The sequence below is a fragment of the Leucobacter fengyongliangi genome (assembly GCF_052386045.1).
The window spans coordinates 760,706-780,198 of sequence record NZ_CM126356.1 but is presented as its reverse complement, the minus strand read 5'-3'; the positions used below and the strand labels follow the sequence as shown (position 1 = coordinate 780,198).

Here is a 19,493-nt window from a genome sequence, read left to right as displayed (position 1 = left end):
CTCTATGCCGTCTTCACACGGACCCGCTGATACGGTTTGGCGATCGAGTCTCCCACCGCCTCGGCGATAAGTTGCTCGGCCGATCGATTCTTGCGTGCGAGTTTCGCCACCCATTTGGTGAAGCGGGCACCCTGCGCCAGCTCCTTCGCGCTGCGATCCTCCACGGCGTAGAAGAGCCGGGCGCTTTCAGGAAGCAGCGAGAGGATGCCATTGAGCACTCGTCGCGTCGCCCACTTTGCGACCGGCCCCTTGACGTCCGGATGGCGGAGCGCGTGCCCCGCCAGCGCTGCAAAAAGGGTCAGAGCTTTGGTGTTGAGCTCGTCTCGAATGTATTGGTCGAGTTCCGCGAATGTGTCGAAGTAGGGTCCGGGCACGAAGAGCTTCTCGGCACCGAGCCGGGATTCGACCACCAGCCGATCCGCGTCTGCGGCCGAGAGGCCGGGGCCAAATTCCTGGTAGCCACGTACCGCCGACCAGATATACGTCCACCAGGTCCAACGCTGCCATGCCGGCTGCTTGGCGCTGACAACCTCACCGGTCTCCGGGTTTGTCCAGCTCGCGTGCTCGTGCAGCCTGTCGACATGCGCGGCGGCAGCATCCGCGTGGGCTTTGTCGGCGAAGATCGCGTCGCGCAGATAGGCAGACGTGCGGTCAAATCTGGCCGCCATCGCCTCCGGACCTTCGCTGGTGAGCGAGACGCGCTCGAAGTGGGTCATCATGCCTGGCTCAAGCATCTGCAGAAAGACGGCATTCTTCGCGCCGAGCATCGAACCCGGGTCCGAAAACACGCGCCACGAGACGCTGTCGGGACCATAGTGTCCGTCGTCTGCGCGTGGCGCGTCTGCGAGTGTGCGGCTCGGGTAGGCATCCGTCATTGTTTTCCTCCTAGAAACCCGCACCAGGCGCCGAGTGCGCCGCGTCATCTGAGATCGGAAGCACATTCGCTGCCGCCGACGGTTGGTGCGTCGGTTCGAGCTTATTTCACAGAGACCCACTTACAGGGGGAAATATGAACCGTGTACAAAAAAATTTCACCGGAGCGAGGAGACAACGGCCCACAGTACGGCCTTGCCATCGAACAGGCGCGCTTTGGAGGCAACCGCATCTACCTCCTCCTTGAAGGAGAATTCCCGGGTTTCGACACTGTCGTTTCCACAGACCCCGCGAACGAGGTTTCGTTCGTCATCTGGACAAATCTTGCTATATCTGTTGACGGCGAAGCGAACGCCAAAGCGTTCGCCCTCAAGCTTCTCGCGGCCCCGTATTCGACCCCGCTTGATGCCCCGACCGAGAACAACCCCTAAGTGATCGGCGGCTGTGCCCGATCAACTCTGCCCGGGCCGCCGGGCGCTCGCGCAGCGGCCAGGAACGCCGCGATGCGCTCGAGTGATTTCACTCCGCGCTGCAGCTCCACGCCGCTTGATACATCGACGCCGCTCGGCCGCAACCGAGCGATCAAATCCCCAACATTCTCCGGGGTCAGCCCGCCAGCAAGCAACCACCACCCCGTCGGGGTGCCTTGTTCGATCAGCTGCGGATCAAACGTGGTGCCGCCCCCTGGCTCGACTGCGTCAACCAGCAGCCGTTCACCAGCCCACACTGCGCGATCCACCTCACTCAACGCGAGGTACTCATCAACGCCGAACGCGCGCAGGGTGCGAAAGCCCTCATCTTGCGCTCGCCGCAGATCAGTGACCGGCTCACGCCCGTGAAACTGAATCGTTGACACGCCCGCGGCTCGCGCGGTCGCAATCACCTCGTCAATGGGTTGCTCGCGAAACACACCTACCGTCTCGACCGTGCTCGGCACACGGGTGATAAGTTCACTGGCAAGCTCAGACGTTACCTTGCGGACGCTCTCTGCAAAGACGAACCCCACCGCGTCGGCGCCGTGCGCAACTGCCTGATCCACACTCTCGGGCGTGCTGAGCCCGCAGATCTTTACGAATGTGGTGGCAATGGGCCTAGCCGATGATCTCGTTGAGCGTGACTGACGGGCGCATCACCTGTGAGACCAGATCGGCATCGGGAAGGTAGTAACCACCGATATCGACCGGCTTGCCTTGTACGGCGAGTAGCTCTTCAACGATCTTGGACTCATTTGCGACGAGCTGCTGCGCAATCGGCGCGAAAACCGACGCAAGCTCTGCATCCTCGGTCTGCTGCGCCAACTCCTGAGCCCAATACTGAGCGAGGTAGAAATGGCTTCCCCGGTTGTCAATCGTGCCAATCTTTCGCCCGGGCGAGCGATCTTCTTCGAGGAAGGTGCCGGTCGCGCGGTCGAGCGCCCCTGCGAGCACACGTGCCTTTGAATTTCCGGTGCGATCAGCGTGGTGCTCGAGTGATGCAGCGAGCGCAAAGAACTCGCCTAGCGAATCCCAGCGCAGATAGTTCTCTTCAACAAGCTGCTGCACATGCTTCGGCGCAGAGCCTCCGGCACCGGTCTCAAAGAGTCCGCCCCCCGCGAGCAGCGGAACGATAGAGAGCATCTTGGCGCTCGTGCCAACCTCGAGAATCGGGAACAGATCGGTCAGGTAATCGCGCAGCACGTTACCGGTGACCGAGATGGTGTCTTCGCCGCGGCGGATGCGCTCGAGGGTATAGCGGGTCGCGAGCTCTGGTTTCAAGATCTTGATCGTGAGGCCTGCGGTGTCATGGTCGGCGAGGTAGGTATTCACCTTCGCAATGAGCGACGCGTCATGCGCGCGATCTTCGTCGAGCCAGAACACTGCGGGCACACCCGTGGCACGGGCCCGAGTGACGGCGAGCTTCACCCAGTCGCGAATCGGCAGATCTTTCGCCTGCGTTGCGCGCCAGATGTCACCAGGCTCAACGTTGTGTGACATCAGCACTTCTCCGGTACTGTTCACCACCTCGACGCGCCCGCCACCCGTGATCTCGAAGGTCTTGTCATGGCTACCGTACTCCTCGGCTGCTTGCGCCATCAGGCCAACGTTTGGCACCGTTCCGATGGTTGCCGGGTCTAACGGTCCGTTCTCAATGATGTCTTCGATAGTGGCCTGGTATACCCCCGCGTAGGCGGAGTCGGGAATTACGGCAATCGTGTCGTCTTCGGCTCCGTCTGCACCCCAGAGCTTGCCACCATTTCGAAAGAGCGCCGGCATCGAGGCATCGACGATCACGTCGGAGGGAACGTGCAGGTTAGTGATGCCTTTGTCGCTGTTCACGTAGGACAAGCGCGGGCCGCGTGCAATCACAGCCGCAATATCATCGGCAATCACCTGACCACCGGGCACATCATTCAGGCCGTCAAGGATTGCCCCGAGGCCGTTGTTCGGTGTGAGACCAGCCTCTTCGAGTGCACCTGCGTGCTTGTCGAACACGTCTTTGAAGAAGGCCTTTACGGCGTGACCGAACATGATCGGGTCACTGACCTTCATCATGGTGGCCTTCAAGTGCAACGAGTAGAGCACGTCTTCGGCCTGCGCCTGTTCGATCGTGTCGGCAAGAAACCTGTCAAGAGCCTTCGCAGACATGAATGTCGCATCAACGACCTCGCCCTTGAGTACCTTCAGGCCGTCTTTCAGCACAGTCTGGGTGCCGTCATCCGCGACGAAGCGAATCTGCAACTCGTCTTCCTCTGCAAGGACAACCGACTGTTCATTTGAGAAAAAGTCATCCTGCCCCATTGTCATTACCCGGGTCTTCGAACCCTTTGAAAATGGCTTGTTCAAATGCGGGTGCTTGCGAGCGTAGTTCTTCACCGATTGGGGGGCTCGACGATCGCTGTTTCCCTCACGCAGCACCGGATTCACGGCCGATCCCTTGATCTTGCCGTACCGGGAAGCGATGTAGTGCTCCTCGACATCCGCCGGTTCGTCGGGGTAGTCGGGGATATCGTAACCCTTGGCTTGGAGCTCGGCGATCGCGGCCTTCAACTGCGGTATTGAAGCGGAGATGTTCGGAAGCTTGATGATATTGGCCTCCGGCTCGGTCGCGAGCGCGCCAAGCTCCGCCAGCGCATTGGGGACCTGCTGCTCGGTCTTGAGGTTCTGCGGAAACTCCGCGAGGATGCGTGCGGCGAGCGAGATGTCTCGAGCCTCGACTGCGATATTCCCCGCTCGGGTGAACTTCTCTACAATCGGAAGGAAAGAGGCGGTCGCAAGTGCGGGAGCCTCATCGGTGTGCGTGTAGATGATCACGGGTTCGCTCACGGCAGTCTGCTCTCCATATCTAAAATCAAATCTTCTTCTTCGATAAGTTTACAGAACTTACGGAAAGTATTTTGATGTCGAGAGAAATTGACTCCAGCACAGCGCCTTCATGTTGACGCTCAGGCGCGCGACACGATGATGGCGGTCAGCGGTGGAGACGATGCTCCCAGCACCTCGGTTTGCTGCGGTTGTGCGCATTCGCCGCGATCCTGTTCGACGCGGACGCATCAGCCCCGGATGCGCAGGCAGTGCTCGGGCATTCGAGCCTGCAAGTCACCGAGCGCTACTCTCGAGCTCAGAAGCGAAACCCGTCGCTGAACAGGGAAAAAGAAGAACCCCCGCAAGTAGAAGCCTTGCGAGGGTTCAGTAGCGGCGTAATTCTCCGCTACGTGGCTCCGACCGGCATCGATCCGGTGACCTTTCGATTTTCAGTGTGACCAAGGGTTTTTCCGTTCTGTATATATAGGCAGATCGGCAGAATCTCGCGGTTCGCATCGGTGAGTGGCAGTTAGTTTCAGTTGCTTTTCACGAAAAGAATGGCCCAGAAATGGCCCACGCTCGATGCTATTGGCCGCCCCGACATATCGTCCAGATCTGGGACACCCCTAGCTCAGTTCAGGAATCACGGCTCTAAGAAGTGCTTCTGCAGAACTCGACCTATGCGCATCAGCTGTTAGCGCGGCACTGATCCAACCCGGCCCTTTGCCTTCATCTCTATAAAAGTCTTCGAGTTCACCACCTTCTACAACATAGAGCCGGAACTCGGCGAGCAACTCAATCATGCACTTGAATGCCTTCGTCCCCTCTCCCCTGGGTATATTGCTCAGGCCACCCTTCTTCGCATCCCTCCAGAATGTCTGTGGGTTTGAACTGACGTGCTTGGCCATTGCCGAATACGCCTGATCGAGTTCTGCGGTCCAGGAGCCACCAAGTCCAGAAATGATGGACTGCAACGTGGCTTTGTTGTCTAACACGTCAAAATCTGCAATCACCGCAGCTCGGACACCAAGGTCGGCGAGCACTCCAATGATCTTTGCGACGCCGTTCTTTCCATTGCTTGAGACGAAGAGCGTGTCGTCTGAGATGTGCCGGAGGCCACGAGCGATTGCAAGTTCCTCCATTGCCGCACTGTAGAAGCGACAGTCAGCATCACCTTCACAGACAACCACCCGTTCGTGGAAGAGCCCTTGGAGTGCATTGGAGTACTTCAGCACGGGATCAGCCCAGTACGCATCCAGCTTCTCCGAAGAAATGGTTCGAAGTTCGCTACCCGACGAAGAACGGACGACCCTGAGCACATCGACTGCCGAGGCCTCGCCTGAGTCCAATAGACCAATAAGAAAGTCCTTGTCATGGGTGGCTACCACGACCTGCATATTCCGACTTCTAGAGGCGCTTGAAAGCCATCGTCCAATTGCTCGCGCCTGCCCAGGGTGGAGGAAGGACTCAGGCTCATCAAGAAGAAGCACTTCAGGAGAAAGCGCGAGAACTACGAGGGCAAGACCCGCAAAACTCCGCAGCCCGTCCCCCTGCTCATCGAGAACTGGAACCTCCGCCACTGCCCGCGAATATTCTCTAGTCACGGCATTTGCGGCAGGCGCTGGAACCTTTATTTCTCCGGCACGCAGTCTCGGCGGAAAAACCTGCTTGTCCATAAACAGAGGAAGAGCGAAGAAGCTTGAGACAAGATCGGATAGCTCGCGCTCAAGCTCTCCGTCAGAATACAGAACCCTCAACAGCCAGTTCTTTTGCTGGTCAGGGGACCAGTCTGTACGTAGTTCCCCTGCAGCATAAGAACTTAGAGCCCCAGCGGGGATACGGCGCAGAAAGGCTTCGTGCAGATGCCCCAGTGCACCGTTTTGGCTCACAAATTCAAGATGTTGAGTGAACGAGTTGACGTCAACTCCGTTGCCACTCGGGAGGAGGATGTACTGGGGAGGGTAGGTAGAAGGTTCTTGCTTTACCGCTTGCCGCTCAAGCAATATTTCCGCTTCAGCTGCAGTACCGACGGTCATTGAGTGAGCGACTGAGGACAGCACTACCAAGCGCGCCTGATTGCCCTCTTTTGCATGCTCAACGAGATCCTTGAGCAATTGCGACTTACCCGAGTTATTCGCCCCCACGACACAAGTGACGCCATTCTCTCGAAGAGTGAAAGTGTCACCGGATTGAGCTTGAATGTCGGTGAAATGAAAGCGGAAAACCATGCGGCAACCTTACCCAAGAGATCGACCGGGTTTTATGGCCAATCTCATCAACGCGACCTCGCCTTCACGATGGAGTGTCGGCACGGGACCTTTCGTAGTAGGATTAAGTCATATCGAAAGCGAGGCTCGACCATGCGCACCACGAAGCAGCTCAGCATCACCCTCCCCAACAACATGGCCGACGCGCTCAAAGAGCGCGTCGCATCGGGAGCTTACGCGAGTGAGAGTGAAGTCATCCGCGACGGACTACGGGCACTGTTCTCGCAGGAAGACGCCGTCGAGCGGTGGCTGCGCACCGAGGTAGTCGCCGCCTACGACGAGTTACGCGACAACCCTTCCAAGGCGATCAGCTCCGCAGACATGCGCGCCCACCTCGCCGCACTGCATGAGCAGCACACCTCGGAAAGCGGCGCGTGACAAGAACCGTCGTCTACTCGCCCCGAGCCCGACAGCAGCTCACCGACCTCTATCTCTGGATTACCGGGCAGTCCGGGTTCCCTGACCGAGCCGAAGGATATGTCTCCGCGATCTTCGACTATTGCGACGAGCTTGCAGATTTCTCATTTCGCGGTAGCGCCAGAGACGATTTGCGGCCTGGCTTGCGCACGATCGGGTTTCGTCGCCGCGTGGTTATCGCGTTCGCCGTACAAGAAAGCACGGTCGAAGTTCTCGGTGTCTACTACGGCGGGCAGGACTACGAAAGCCTGCTGTCTATCGAAAACGGCTAAGTGGATCACAAGCCCCGGTTCGGGCCAGTCTGCGGGGGCGTGTGGCGGCGCTCGTGTCCATAGTCGTAGCGGCTGGCGGGTTCCTGCTCCGCCCGTCTCGCTTCTTCTCGGGCTGCCTCTGCCACGCGAGCCAGCTCGATACGTGTAATCGCATCGGCGGGCGTGAGTGAGCGCAGTAGCTCCGCCTCTGCACGTGCGTACTTCGCAGTCTGGGTCGCGCTCTTGGCGCGCTGTGAGGGGTTCGGGCTCAGGTAGGCGTCACGGTTGCGGAACACTCGCTCTGTGCCGAAGATGCGGCCGTAGACCACCAAGCGCGCGGCCTGTGCCCGCTCGGGCCCGTTCAGGACTTCATCACGCGCTACCTGGTGTACTTGCTCGGCTTCGATCAGGCGCGGGTCGGTGTCGATCTTCGGACGGGTGACTCGCTCCACCCAAGCCTCGGCGCGTTCGTTCAACCTCGGCAGTTCGCCCCACTCGTTCGACAGCTGCTGGCGCGCATCGTGGGTTCGGGCCTTGGCTCTGTCGTGCTCGTCGCGGGCGCGCCGCCTGCCGAACCACGATGCTGCCCGTACCTGCTCTCCTGCCGTCTGCTCTGTGGCTTCGGCCTGATGCCACTCGGCAAATGCTGACTGTGCCGCCGCGACCAGCGGTGTCGCGGCCTCGACGCGCGCCTGATCCGCCTGCCGCCGTGCTATTTTCTCAGCCGCGCGCGTTGTCTCACGCGCTTTCATCTCACGAGCACGGAGGTCAGCAAGGGCAGTGCTGACCTGCTGCCAGCGTTCTGCCTGCGCCTCAGCAGTCGCGGCTTTCTTCATGAGCGCAGTTATCTCGTTGTTGACAAGCTTCACGGGGCCGTCTGCGATGAGTCCTGCGACTTCCTCCGCCGCGCGCTGGGTGGCGTCGGCAAGACCACGGTCTGCACGATCGCGTTGCATCGCGGCGACGAACTGCTCCCGCGCATCGACCAGGTCGTCGGCCACGATGTGCAGCAGGTTCGACTCGCGACCTCTCGTCATACCGACGTAAACGCTGGCGGCACTGGTCGCTTCGGTGAGGATCGTGTGCGATCTGTCCGTGGTTGCGCCCTGCACCCCGTACGCAGTCGCCGCATACGACAAGTGAGCATGCTCGGCCACATAGTCGACAGAGAGGCGCACGGTGCGCGGAACCTTCCGCCCGCTCGACGCCTCTCGTGCGGTGACGGTGCCATCATCTGTGACGTGCTGCACGATCCACTGCTGACGATTCGCCACCCCGAGGGCGGTGTCGTTCTTGCGGGTCTGGATCAGGTCACCCCGACCGATGCTGAGACCGTCGCTCCCGACGGCAGTGGCGGTGTCGTCAACGAGGCCACGCCCAGTTCGTTCGTCTCGAATGCGGTCATTGAACCGTGCCGACTCATCGTTCGAGGTGACCGTGACAGCGTCGCCGTCAGTGCACTGTTGAGCGATGTGCTCGCGCACCTCGTCGCTGCTCGCGTGCAGCCGTACCAACCCAAGTGATGCAAGTCGGTCGAACACCTGGCCGGGGTTCGTGCCGTCGCGTATCTGCAAGGTGAGGTCGGCGTAGGCGGGGTCGATGAAGCGGTGAACCTCGGCCATATCGAACGTGCGATCCCTGATGTGCGCGGCCATGTCGAGCACTCCGCCTCGTCCGACCGCCGCGAGCTGCGCACGATCCCCGATTAGCGCTACCGTCGCGCCCGCCTCGTCGCAGACGGTCAAGAGGGCGAATGCGGTGTCTTGGTCGAGCATCCCCGCCTCGTCCACGATCACACGCTCACCCCTTGCGAGCCGCGATGCCTCTGGCGTTCCAGCGTAGGTGCGCCCAGTCTCCGGATCAGTGTCGCCCGGTGCGAGGCGCGACCACACCCCATCGGCGTTCCAGCGCCACCCGTGCGCATGCACGAGCGCCGCTACCGAGGTTGCAGGCACCCCGAGTTCTTCCTGCGCGACCTGCGCGGCGCGCAACGTCGGCGCAACCACCCGCGACGCCCGCCTGTTCTGCGCCGCGACCTCAATTGCGACGCCCAACATGGTGGTCTTGCCTGCGCCTGCCGCACCTTCCACGATCACGAGCGGATCGGTCGAGGCCACCGCTGCTGCCGCGCGTTCCTGTCCGGCATCAAAACCGCGCACCTGAGTCGCGCCCTGCACGTTCGGGTGATTCGGTTCACAATTGGAGGTGCGGGCGGTAAGGAGATCGCGCAGCTTCGTCTCAGCCTGCACCACGCGCAGGCTGGTGAGGTGCACCACATGCTCCGGCGTTGCCGCATCCGGCGGGAGTACAGAGAAGCAGTCCTCGAGCGCGAGCCGCGTGGCAACCGCGATCAGCTCGCGCAGCTCTGCACCCGTGGCGCGCACCCCGGCCTCGGTGATGATACGCGTAACCTGCTCTTGCACGCTGTGGCGTGTCCAGGCCGAGGCAGCGGCGGCGCAACGATCGAGCGCGCGCGATGCAATCCGCTGCACCGACAACTCGTCAAGCGAGACCGGGGTGCTCGGCGCAGGCCGGCGCAATATCACGGGGTCGTAACCGGCCTCACGCAGTTCCGTGAGCCAGGCTTCTTCTTCGCGCAGCGTGGTCGGTTTCTTCGCAGGCCGATCATGCGCCCACGCCTGCGCGGTGAGCCGCGATGAAACGACCGGCCCCATCAACTCGCCAGGGTGCGTCGCCTGCCATTCGGCTTCGAGCCGTTCGAAGTTCCGGCGCACCTGCTCACCCCGCTTGCTCATCAAGGTGTTGAACGGCTGCAGTTCGACTACTTCTCCGGTCGCGGGGTCGAGGGTAAGGCCGTGCCGATCCAGCACCTCCGCAAGCTCGGGGTGCGCAGCGATCACGGCCGTTCCGAGGGCGCGGATCGCGCCCTGCTGTCGGAAGATCGCGGCGGTATCGAGCGCACGCCACGTACCGGCCACCCACACCCGAGCACCGATTTGCATGTGAATGTGCCGATGCGGATCACCCGCACGCGAAGTGCGGTGCGTGATGCCGACGACCTGCATGTGCTCAACGGGCACGATCTCCTGCGCTCCACGCGGGCCGACCCGAGTCACCGAGTGCTGCGCGAGCCATCGCCGAACCTCCGCCAACGCATCCTGCTGTGCACGATCCAGCACCTCGGACACCTCGGAGTGCAGGGCGGCGGCGATGGAGAGCGACTTCGGGCCGTTGATCGTCATTTCCGCGAACCGGGGAGACCCCAAGCGATCCTGCCCGGCGAGACGAGGCCGCCCCATCCGCTCACCCGTATCGGGGTTGATCCAGTCCACCCACCTCGCATACTCCTCGTTCGAGAGCGCCCGAACCGTCACCGTCTCGCCATTCGCATCAAGTACGGCATACTCGACGTCTCCGCCGTCGCTGAGGTAGTAGTCGTCAGCACGCGAACGGTCGGCCTCGACATAGCGCAGCGCGTCGGCCCCGGTTCCCCGGAACAGGATCACGCCGCCATGCATGAGATTCACCGCCTCACTTGGATCATGTTCTTGCAACTACATAATGTAGCATACGTTCATTCTTTGAAACAGTGGGAGGTGGCTGGTCTGGGACCGGCTGGCAGGGTGGTGACTGGCCGCTCGTCGTTCGTTCGTGGCTCAGCGTTCATTTGACGCTCTTCGGAGCCGTCTTGCTTCTGACTTGCCCTGATGAATGGCGGCGGCCGGCACGACCCTGGCCCACTCCGGAGACTTGATACGAAGAATGCCTCACCCTGCGAGGGGGTGTGGCTCATCAAAGAATTGCCCCGAGGTGATTACCTCCCAGGTTCGCGGGCTGATCGCGACCGGAACTGAACCAACGAATCTGGAAGAAACTAACCGCCAGGACCATCGTCGCGCATACGCGCCCATTCATCATCGGCGTGGATACCCACGCCCGCACTCATACTCTCGCGGTGCTCGCTGCTCCGACCGGGGAGTTAATCGCGTCCGAGCAGTTCCCAACCACCGACGCGGGGATGAACCGCGCGGTTCATTGGGCGGGCCGCCGCACCGGAGGAGAGGATGACGCGCTCTGGATAATCGAGGGCGTCGCCACCTACGGGGCGCACTTGGCGTCCCTCGTCACTGACACCGGCTATTAGGTCGCTGAAGCGCCTCGGATGAGCGCCCGTGAAAATAGAGAATGAGCAGATCGCACTCGCCTACTGACTAACCTGACACCTCCGGCGACTCATCCGCCAGCCAGCCCGGCGCGCCTCGTCGGCCAGGTATCGGTAGCCGAACGTCGGGTCCTCGTGGTGCGCATCGTGCAGCGCATTGATCCGATAGGCGCGGAGCACATCCGCGTCCCGGATCGGGTCGCCTCTCCACCGGTAGTAGGGCTGGCGGGCGAGCTTAAGGACCCGGCACGACACCGACACGGGGATCCCCGCGTCGGCGAGCTCAGCAACGAGCGGGTATGTCATTTTGGGGAGCCACCGAGGCGCAGGTTCGCCTGCGACAGATACGCCGCCGCTCGCCTGAGGACCTCGTTCTCCTGCTCGAGCAACCGGATCCGCTTCTTCAACTCCCGCGCCTCCGCTGCGTCTGCAGCGGTCTGACCAGGACGGTTGCCGTATTCGACGTCGGCCTGACGGAGCCAGTTCTGCAACGTCGCTTCGCTGATGCCGAAGTCAGTGGCGATCTGCTTGATGGTGACGCCGCTCTCGCGGCTACGAGCGACCGCGACAACGTCCTCGCGGAACTCTCTGGGATAGGGACCAGGCATGATGACATCCTCCCCGCCAGCGCCTCCCGGCACTAACGATCAGTTGTCACCAATTCCTTCCTCACGCCCCGACGAACAAAGCCGCGATGAGCACGACGTTCGGATCGGCGAAGCCGGCGAGCGTCTCAGTGACGGTCAGGATGCCGGTAAGGGGCAAGGCAACGATCATCAATAGGGCGACGACGTCCATCCGCGGTTTGCCGATCGCGAACATCGCAACCGCCGCAACGAGCAGCACGAACACGAACACGAGATCCGTGTTCATCACGCCCACCCCCACACCACAAGCAGGCGATCGAACTCCGGCTGCCGTGGCCATCCACCCTGGTCAAGGACAGACCACCTACACAGTGCATCTGCCGACAGGTTGATCGCCGCATGGCTTTCGATGAGCGCCTCCCAGTTCGCGATGGGCTCAGGCTATTGCGACTTGAAAGAACGGCGCCACAATTTGCCTGGATCTGTCGATGTATCGCATACGGAGCAGGCTTCCCGGCTGGCATCACAACGGGAGCGGCCCCCTTCACGACCGACCGTTCTGACGAGCGTGGTACATGTCGAGGCCGATCGCCCGGCGCGAAGGGATCACCCTCGTCGCGATGCTCACCTGGCTTTCCAGCCTCATCGAGGTGTACAACGGCAGCGTTCTGCTATTCCAGCGTGATGACGCCGACACTTCGAACGGCTCGGCAGACAGAGCACACGATCCTCATCGCAGTTGTGACAATCATTGTCGGTATGGGCGCTCCTGATGATCGGCGTCGGCCCGCTTCACGGCAGCAGTCTCGCTCGAGTGGCCGGGACCATCTCCGAAGGCCTCTCCGTCATCGGCTCGACATTCCTCGCGATCGCCTACCCGGCCGACGCGATCATCGAGCTCTTCAGCATCGTGATCACACTCATCATCATCGCTTTGGTATGGATGCGTCGCGCGAATGTGTTCTTCCGACGACTGCGTTGACCAACCCACGGCTCTGGCACGTCCGCCCGACATCGCCGGAAACACGCAGCCGCACTCGTGGTACGGGACGCTGAGAGACTTCGTCCCGTCCGGTACGACTCAGGGTTGCTCCTCGCTTGGAGGCTCGCTATACAGGAACTCCTCGAGGCGAGCAGTGTCGGCGTCGGTCCAACCATCGGGCGGGCAGACGCTCGCCCACCCCTCAACATACTCCGTAGCGTAGACGTGTCCGAAGCCGGGGGGCGTGTCGAGCTGGAAGATCAAGTCGGCCGCGGCATGGACGCCGCTCACGACCGGGTACCAACTAGCCGCCTCGGATACATCGAATCCGCGAGGCTGGTCCATCCATTCCGGCGACCTCCAGAGCACATCGATGCCCCAGAGCGGCACCGGGTCTGACGGATGCTGCAAGTACACGATCCTGGGCAGAGGCCAGTCCTGGCTGAGCGCTGGCTGGTCGGGATCTCGGGACAGGAACCGGACGGCGAGACCACCGTCGATGACTGGTTGCCAGACCGAAGAACCCTGATCCCGCTCTCGTGTGAGTTGGGAATGGATCGGATTCGTTCGCTTGGCGCCGACTATCAGAGCCCCCTGGGTGCCGGAGGTAAGGTTGGCGATCGACTCTGACGCATCCGCTCCGACAAAAGGCGCCTCGACACCGACGGTACCGAGGCTCTTACCGAAGAGCAGGAGCTTGGGCCGGTCATCCCGTGGGAGATCCGACCAGTGCGAGTGGACGGCACTGTATAGCGCGGATGCGCTCTCGATCTCCCGGCCCGGTTCCATGAAGACCGCGAGGAGACTGGGGAGGAATGAGTACTGGGTGGCCACAATTGCCGTGTCGCCGCGGTGCAACAGTTCGAGGGCATCAGCAGCTTCGGGGATCACCCAACCCGTCCCGGTCGGCACCCAGACCACCAGGACCTCGCGATCGAACCCGCCGGCCCGATCCAGCTCCCGGACCGCCAGCTCAGCCCGCTCGGACGCCGAGCCGGCAGAGTCCAGTCCCACGTAGACCCGCACCGGCTCCGAAAGCTCGGCGTCTGCGTCGTGGAACGTCCCGAGCTCAGCCGTCGTCGCCGATGCCACGAAATTGCGCCCCCAGCGCCCCAACGTGCCCCACGGAACAAGCGACTCGCTGCTGCCGGACACAGATGCTGAGCCGGGCTGCACCGTGCCCTCGTCGGTGCTCGCATTCGCCGACCCAAAGGTCGCATTGGCAAAGGCGGTGATTCCCAGCCACCCGCCCCAGCCCACGAGCACGGTGCCGAGGAAGAATACAACTAACCCGATCGGGGGTGCCGCTGGAACAGACGGCAGCAGGCGGCGGCTGAGCCGCGTCACCGCAAGCACGGCCTTGGCAATCAGCCGCCCGATGACAACGAGCATGACTCCGCCCAGGACGGACACCGACACCATCAACACCACGTCGAGTCCGTCGACGGTCTCCATCCCCATGAGCCGGCGCTGATCGTTCTGCCAGGTCAGCCACAACACCGCACCCAACAACACGCCGCTCAGCCACCCAAGCCCGAGGACGATCCAGCCGATACGGCGAACGCCCCGCGCGACTGAGCGCCCGTTGCGCAGGAGGACCAACCGAAGGCAGAGCCCGATGAGGGTGCCGATCCCATAACCCATGGCGAGAGCAACGGCATTGATCCCAGCCTGCGTCGCCGGCATCCGCGGGATGAGTGTCGGCGTCAAGGCCGGCAACCAGAGCATGAGGGCGATCACCAACCCACCGAACGTCGGCCTTCCGAGCACCCGGATTCGCTGCACGGCAACGCCGGTGTCACTTTTTCTCATCGCCTACGCCTCCTCGGATCGGGTGCATCGTACGGCCCGCGAGCGGTCGGTGTCAATGCGCGCGGGCACGGGCGACTGCGGCTCATGCCTCGGGGGCGAGACCACCGTCAGCACCCTCGGCCAAGATTCGGGCGAGCACGCCGGGGCGGGATGCCTCGGCACGTGGGTGCGGTGCGAGCAAGCTCGGCGGCGTCGGTGGTGCCAGGTTGCTCGCAGGGGCAAGCTGGTGCGCTGCTGTGGTGAAGGTGGGCGCGTTCGACGGGGGTAAGGCGGTTGAACGCGTCGGTGTGAACGCGTTCGAGCTGCCCGGGTGGCGCGGTTTGCAGCAGGTACTGGTAGCGTGCAACCGCGGTCCGGGCCGCCTCGGTTGACGAGGGCGTCAACTCGGCCACCGCGGGACGGACGTGTCGGCGACTCGGTGGGGGTTGTTTGGTCGCCGGCTGGCCTCTTCCTTCGCCGCGCGCAGACGTGGTCGCGGTGACAGCGTTCACCGCGTCCCGCAAGGAGTCTTTCCACCCCCGGGGCTGAGCATCGGGCGCCGGTGTCGCCGACGGTGATGGGTTAGGGGCCGGGAGGCGAGGCCGGCGAGACGGTCCAACATGCTGGGCATCACGGGCTCTCCTCTTGTGGTGGGGCCGCGTCGATCGGCCGGGTATCGGTGGAGTTGCCACCGGGTGGCGCGTTGAACAGGTCCACTAGCCAGCTCGAGCCCAGCCTATCGGAAATCTCTTTCGACCGGTCCGCTTCTGCGCGCGCCGCGGCAGGGGCCGCAACGGAGATGCCTGACCCGATGAGTGGAAACCACGCCACCGACATCAGCCCCCACGCCCGCGCGTTGCCGGTCGGTGCTGGCAGGCGCAGGGTAGTCCGGGTCACGGGCGGCGGTTCGACACGCACCTGCTGCGGGGTCAGATCGACTCCGCACGCGGCAGCGTCAGCCAAGACCGCGGTCAGCCGGTCCCGACCCCGTCGTCCCCACGACGCCATGAGAACGACGGGGTCGAGGCTGAACCCGCCCCGCTCAGGTGGAACGTGCACGCCGAGGTGGGCTGTGCGTGCTGCGAGCACCCGCACCCCGGCGAACAGCCCGTTCCAACGGGCCCGTTCCCGTGGTAGGACGATGTGCACGCACAGATCACCGTGCCCGGCGAACTGGCGCAGGCCGGTGGGCCACAGCGGTGCTTCCAAAACGGTTCTGCCCATGGGCGCGGTGAGCTGCTCGTGGCGCAGTTGGCATGGACCGCTCTGCCCAGTCACGGTGCGCTCCTTCCGGGCACTGCCCGTCGTACAGGGCGATCCGGGCACCCAGTCATCGACCAGGTGCCATGCCCAGGCTGTGTCGCCGGTGCGGTCGACACGGTGCGGGCATTCCAGGACGGCCCATCCTCGGCGATCAGACACTGTTCCCCGCTTACCGTACCTCTTCACGGCCCCGCGCACCATCGCCCGTTCCGCGGGTGCGACCACGGTGGTGACCTGCTCTTCGTCGCGCACGCCGTAATCGCGCGCACCGCAATCGGAACTTCCCGGCGTTGCGAGGGTCAGCCTCGTGGTCCAGCGCTGGTTCCCCATGTCGCATTGAAGGCGAGTCACTTGACTGGCGGAGAATACTGAGTGCTGCGGTATTGGTCGGCTGCGCAGAGCGTCGACCTCTCGCAGCCAACCTTTCACTCTCGAATGGGGAACCCAGTCGCAGCTGGAGCGAGTGTTCCCCGGAAGCCACTGATGTTCTCCCGATTGCGCCAGCAGCGACGACACCAAAAGCACCCCGGACGCATCCGGCGGTGGCCACCTCCAGCCTTCTGCCTGGAGGTGGCTTCCCGGTTCGAGGAGTACGAGCGAGGAGCCCAGCCAGAACACCAGGCCACCGGCTGAACGCATCAGCAATCTATGCTTCTTGATCACGCATTCTCAGATCGGACCATCGACGATTCGGCGATGCCTAGCGGATAGATCCGGGCACTAATCGCCTTCGCGATTTCCATGATGACAAGTGCGCCGACGGCGACGACGATCGCCCAGCCGATGAAGGTCACGTTGAGCCCAATGGTTTCGAAGACCCCCTGCAGGAAGGGCACGTACACGACGGCGAGTTGAAGTAGAAGTGCGGCGACGAGCATCCCCATAAGGATGGGATTGCCGCGGAACCCCGTCCTCCAAACTGGTTTGCGGAATGACCGCGCCGACAACGCGCGAAGGAGCTGCACGAAGGCAAGCGTCGTGAACACCATGGTCGGTACGAGCTGCTGGGCCTCTGGCAACTGATCCGATCTTCTCGCGGCCTCGAACGTCAAGTATCCGACGAGGATCATCGCGGCCCCCAAGATTGGGCCGATGATAGCGATATGCATGCCGATGCCGCGACTGAAAATGCTTTCGGTGGGGGCGTACGGTCGGCGGCGCATGGTGTCGCGTTCGGGCCGCTCAACCCCCATTCCGAGGCCCAGCAGACCGTCGGTGAGGAGGTTGGAGAAGAGGATCATGATCGGAGCGAGTAGGAGCGGCAGACCGAGCAGGGGCGGGATCGCTACGACGAGTACCTTGGCGACATTCCCAGAGATGGAGAACTGTACGAACCGTCGCACGTTGTCGTAGACGACCCGGCCTTCCTCGACGGCGGCAACGATCGTGGCGAAGTTGTCATCAAGCAGCACGACATCCGCGGCTTCCTTCGCTACATCCGTTCCCGAGCCCATGGCGACGCCGATGTTCGCCTTCTTCAGCGCAGGCGCGTCGTTCACCCCGTCGCCGGTCATCGCCACGATCTCACCGTTCATCTGCAGCGCTTCGACGATGCGAAGTTTGTGCTCAGGTGAGACACGGGCGTACACCGACACCTCACGTACCGCCCCGCAGAGCTCCTCGGGGGTCATCGGGTCGAGGTCGCGGCCGGTGATGACGCGGGCAGCAGGTGAGGCTATCCCGAGGTCCGCCGCGATTGCCCGAGCGGTGAGCGGGTGGTCGCCGGTGATCATGACTGGGCGAATACCTGCAGTGCGGCAAGTGGCAACAGCGTCCCTAGCCTCTGCCCGCGGCGGATCGACCATCGCCACGAGCCCAAGGAAGACCAGGTTGTCCTCGACGGACTCTTCGTCCTTCGAAGAGGGGAGGGCATCGAGCCCCTTCCCAGCCACAGCGAGGACCCGCATGCCCTTTGAGGTAAACGACTCAATCTCCTCACGCAGGCGGGCGCGATCGCCAACATTCAGCGAGGTCACGGCACCGTCTGCGAAGAGCGCCCCGCAACGGTCGACCATGGTGTCCGCGGCACCCTTGGTCAGCGCGAAATAGCCGGCCGTCCCGGCGATCTCGCGGAACCCCACGAGCGCCTCGGTACCAGCCGACGCAAGTTCATGCACCGTTGTCATGCGCTTACGCGACGAGTCGAAAGGGAACTCGGCTACCCGCGGCAAAGCCTGTTCGAGATCGGGTTTGTCGAGCCCGTAGCGCGCCGCCGCCACGACAAATGCACCCTCGGTCGGGTCGCCGATCGCATCGAGACGGCCATCAATGTTGAGGATCGCATCGTTGCAGAGTGCCCCGCCCGCCAGGAGGGGGCCGAGCCATCCGGCATCCGACCCCAGGGGCAGACGCGCCCCGGGACCCTGTTTGCGAAGCGTTTCGGTGAGATCGGCGGACGCTGTCGGCGCGCGAAGAACGGTCACCGTCATCCGGTTCTGCGTGAGGGTACCCGTTTTGTCGGAGCAGATTACCGTCACCGAACCCAGCGTCTCAACAGCCGGGAGCCGCCGGATCAGCGCCTTGCGCCCGAGCATGCGCTGCGCACCGAGCGCAAGCGTGAAGGTGAGCACCGCTGGCAAGCCCTCGGGCACAATCGCGACGGCGAGGCTGACAGCAGTGAGCAGCAGAACCGCGATCTCCTCTCCCGTCGCGAGACCAGTGAGGAAGACGAAAGTTCCGATGACGACTGCAACCAAAGCGAGAATCTTAGCGAGACCGTCGAGCCGCCGCTGCAGCAGCGTCTTCTCGTGCTTGACGTCCTGGATGAGTTCCGCGACCCGCCCGAGCTGCGTGTTCATCCCTGTCGAGGTTACGATCGCGCTGCCCCGCCCGAAGGTAATCGACGTGCCGAGGTAGGCGAGATTGGTCCGGTCACCTAGCGGGGTGTCGGTTCCCGGGATGGACTGTACGGTCTTATCGACCGGCTCGGACTCCCCCGTGAGCGCCGCCTCTTGGGCGCGGAGATTCACACTTTCGATAATCCGCATGTCGGCGGGTACGACCGAACCCGTCTCTAGGAGCACGAGGTCGCCGGGAACTAGGTCCCGCGCGGAGATCTCCCACGGGCGGCCTTCTCGAACCACCCGGACCTGGGGTGCGGACATTTGTTTCAGCGCGGCGATTGCCTTCTGCGCGCGGTACTCCTGTACCACGCCAAGCACGACGAAGAGCACCACGATTGCGAGGATAGCCACGGTGTCATACGGGCGTCCGAGTGCTGCTGCGAGGATCCCAGCGATCACGAGGATCCCAATCAGTATCGAGGAGACCTGCTCCCAGATAATCTGCCCGAGGGTTCGGCCTGCGCGTTCCTGGAGTTCGTTCGGCCCGTACCGCCGCAGTCTGTCGGCCGCCTCCACATCCGACAGCCCCGTGCGGACGTCGGTTCCGAGCTCGCTGGCGGTCTGGGCGACTGACCGGTCGTGCCAGTTGGTTCGTACGCCCGCCGGCGGGTCCCCTGCGGTGTCCCGGGGTCTGACGTGCGGCAAGGGTCCTCCGTAAGTTGTTAAGCGGCCCGGGAGGGCCGGATGTGGCTGATGGGTTCTTGCCTGTAGTGGCTCCCGAGGAGTGGCCGTACGGTTCTCCGGGGCGCCCTGGCTGCTGATTGAGATGCGCGTTCTGGTCGCTGTTTACGGAGATGACGGCGGGGTGTTCCTCG

General features: G+C 62.9%; 16 protein-coding genes. 5 read left to right on the top strand and 11 right to left on the bottom strand.

The window, feature by feature from the left end:
- Positions 1–2 precede the first annotated feature (2 nt).
- Positions 3–875, bottom strand: a complete 873-nt coding sequence (locus ACTNFK_RS03680; protein ID WP_435937117.1) for an oxygenase MpaB family protein — start codon at positions 873–875, stop codon at positions 3–5.
- 141 nt (positions 876–1,016) lie between these two features.
- Between ACTNFK_RS03680 and ACTNFK_RS03675 the strand changes: the two genes are divergently transcribed.
- Complete coding sequence (locus ACTNFK_RS03675) at positions 1,017–1,304, top strand: hypothetical protein (protein WP_435937116.1); 288 nt, start codon at positions 1,017–1,019, stop codon at positions 1,302–1,304.
- Here the strand turns inward: ACTNFK_RS03675 and ACTNFK_RS03670 are convergent.
- From ACTNFK_RS03670 to ACTNFK_RS03660, 3 genes are all read right to left on the bottom strand, one after another.
- Complete coding sequence (locus tag ACTNFK_RS03670) at positions 1,301–1,912, bottom strand: phosphoribosylanthranilate isomerase (protein ID WP_445117194.1); 612 nt, start codon at positions 1,910–1,912, stop codon at positions 1,301–1,303. The genes ACTNFK_RS03675 and ACTNFK_RS03670 overlap by 4 nt on opposite strands.
- A 52-nt stretch (positions 1,913–1,964) precedes the next feature.
- Positions 1,965–4,175, bottom strand: a complete 2,211-nt coding sequence (locus ACTNFK_RS03665) for an NADP-dependent isocitrate dehydrogenase (RefSeq protein WP_435937115.1) — start codon at positions 4,173–4,175, stop codon at positions 1,965–1,967.
- 605 nt (positions 4,176–4,780) lie between these two features.
- Positions 4,781–6,382 (bottom strand): AAA family ATPase, encoded by a 1,602-nt coding sequence (locus ACTNFK_RS03660; protein WP_435937114.1) that lies wholly within the window; start codon positions 6,380–6,382, stop codon positions 4,781–4,783.
- A gap of 132 nt (positions 6,383–6,514) precedes the next feature.
- On the opposite strand from ACTNFK_RS03660, the gene ACTNFK_RS03655 reads away from it, so the two are divergent.
- Positions 6,515–6,799: a ribbon-helix-helix domain-containing protein gene (locus tag ACTNFK_RS03655; protein ID WP_435937113.1), complete on the top strand. Its 285-nt coding sequence runs from the start codon at positions 6,515–6,517 to the stop codon at positions 6,797–6,799.
- Positions 6,796–7,110: a type II toxin-antitoxin system RelE/ParE family toxin gene (locus ACTNFK_RS03650; RefSeq protein ID WP_435937112.1), complete on the top strand. Its 315-nt coding sequence runs from the start codon at positions 6,796–6,798 to the stop codon at positions 7,108–7,110. The genes ACTNFK_RS03655 and ACTNFK_RS03650 overlap by 4 nt, the downstream gene beginning before the upstream one ends.
- A gap of 5 nt (positions 7,111–7,115) precedes the next feature.
- Here ACTNFK_RS03650 and mobF read toward each other — a convergent pair whose 3' ends face one another.
- Positions 7,116–10,568 carry a MobF family relaxase gene (gene mobF / locus ACTNFK_RS03645; RefSeq protein WP_445117205.1) on the bottom strand — a complete coding sequence of 1,151 codons (3,453 nt, stop codon included), beginning with the start codon at positions 10,566–10,568 and terminating at the stop codon, positions 7,116–7,118.
- 404 nt (positions 10,569–10,972) lie between these two features.
- Here mobF and ACTNFK_RS03640 point away from each other — a divergent pair, with 404 nt between their 5' ends.
- Complete coding sequence (locus ACTNFK_RS03640) at positions 10,973–11,194, top strand: hypothetical protein (protein WP_435937110.1); 222 nt, start codon at positions 10,973–10,975, stop codon at positions 11,192–11,194.
- A 60-nt stretch (positions 11,195–11,254) separates the two neighbouring features.
- On the opposite strand, the gene ACTNFK_RS03635 is transcribed toward ACTNFK_RS03640, so the two are convergent.
- The 3 genes from ACTNFK_RS03635 to ACTNFK_RS03625 form a co-directional block, all read right to left on the bottom strand.
- A complete protein-coding gene (locus tag ACTNFK_RS03635) occupies positions 11,255–11,518 on the bottom strand; it encodes a hypothetical protein (RefSeq protein ID WP_435937109.1) in 264 nt (87 codons plus the stop codon).
- Positions 11,515–11,820, bottom strand: coding sequence for a transposase (locus ACTNFK_RS03630; RefSeq protein WP_435909518.1), 306 nt, complete (start codon positions 11,818–11,820; stop codon positions 11,515–11,517). The genes ACTNFK_RS03635 and ACTNFK_RS03630 overlap by 4 nt, the downstream gene beginning before the upstream one ends.
- Positions 11,821–11,881: 61 nt before the next feature.
- Positions 11,882–12,085, bottom strand: coding sequence for a hypothetical protein (locus ACTNFK_RS03625; protein WP_435909517.1), 204 nt, complete (start codon positions 12,083–12,085; stop codon positions 11,882–11,884).
- Between the two features lie 528 nt (positions 12,086–12,613).
- Here ACTNFK_RS03625 and ACTNFK_RS03620 point away from each other — a divergent pair.
- Entirely contained in the window at positions 12,614–12,781 is a 168-nt protein-coding gene (locus tag ACTNFK_RS03620; RefSeq protein WP_435909516.1) for a hypothetical protein, read from the top strand.
- A 99-nt stretch (positions 12,782–12,880) separates the two neighbouring features.
- Here the strand turns inward: ACTNFK_RS03620 and ACTNFK_RS03615 are convergent, their stop codons facing one another.
- The 3 genes from ACTNFK_RS03615 to ACTNFK_RS03605 all read right to left on the bottom strand — a co-directional run bounded on the left by ACTNFK_RS03615 (position 12,881) and on the right by ACTNFK_RS03605 (position 19,323).
- Positions 12,881–14,593 (bottom strand): alpha/beta-hydrolase family protein, encoded by a 1,713-nt coding sequence (locus ACTNFK_RS03615; protein WP_435937108.1) that lies wholly within the window; start codon positions 14,591–14,593, stop codon positions 12,881–12,883.
- Between the two features lie 609 nt (positions 14,594–15,202).
- Positions 15,203–16,165, bottom strand: coding sequence for a hypothetical protein (locus tag ACTNFK_RS03610; RefSeq protein ID WP_435937107.1), 963 nt, complete (start codon positions 16,163–16,165; stop codon positions 15,203–15,205).
- A 329-nt stretch (positions 16,166–16,494) separates the two neighbouring features.
- A complete protein-coding gene (locus tag ACTNFK_RS03605; RefSeq protein WP_435937106.1) occupies positions 16,495–19,323 on the bottom strand; it encodes a cation-translocating P-type ATPase in 2,829 nt (942 codons plus the stop codon).
- Positions 19,324–19,493 lie beyond the last annotated feature (170 nt).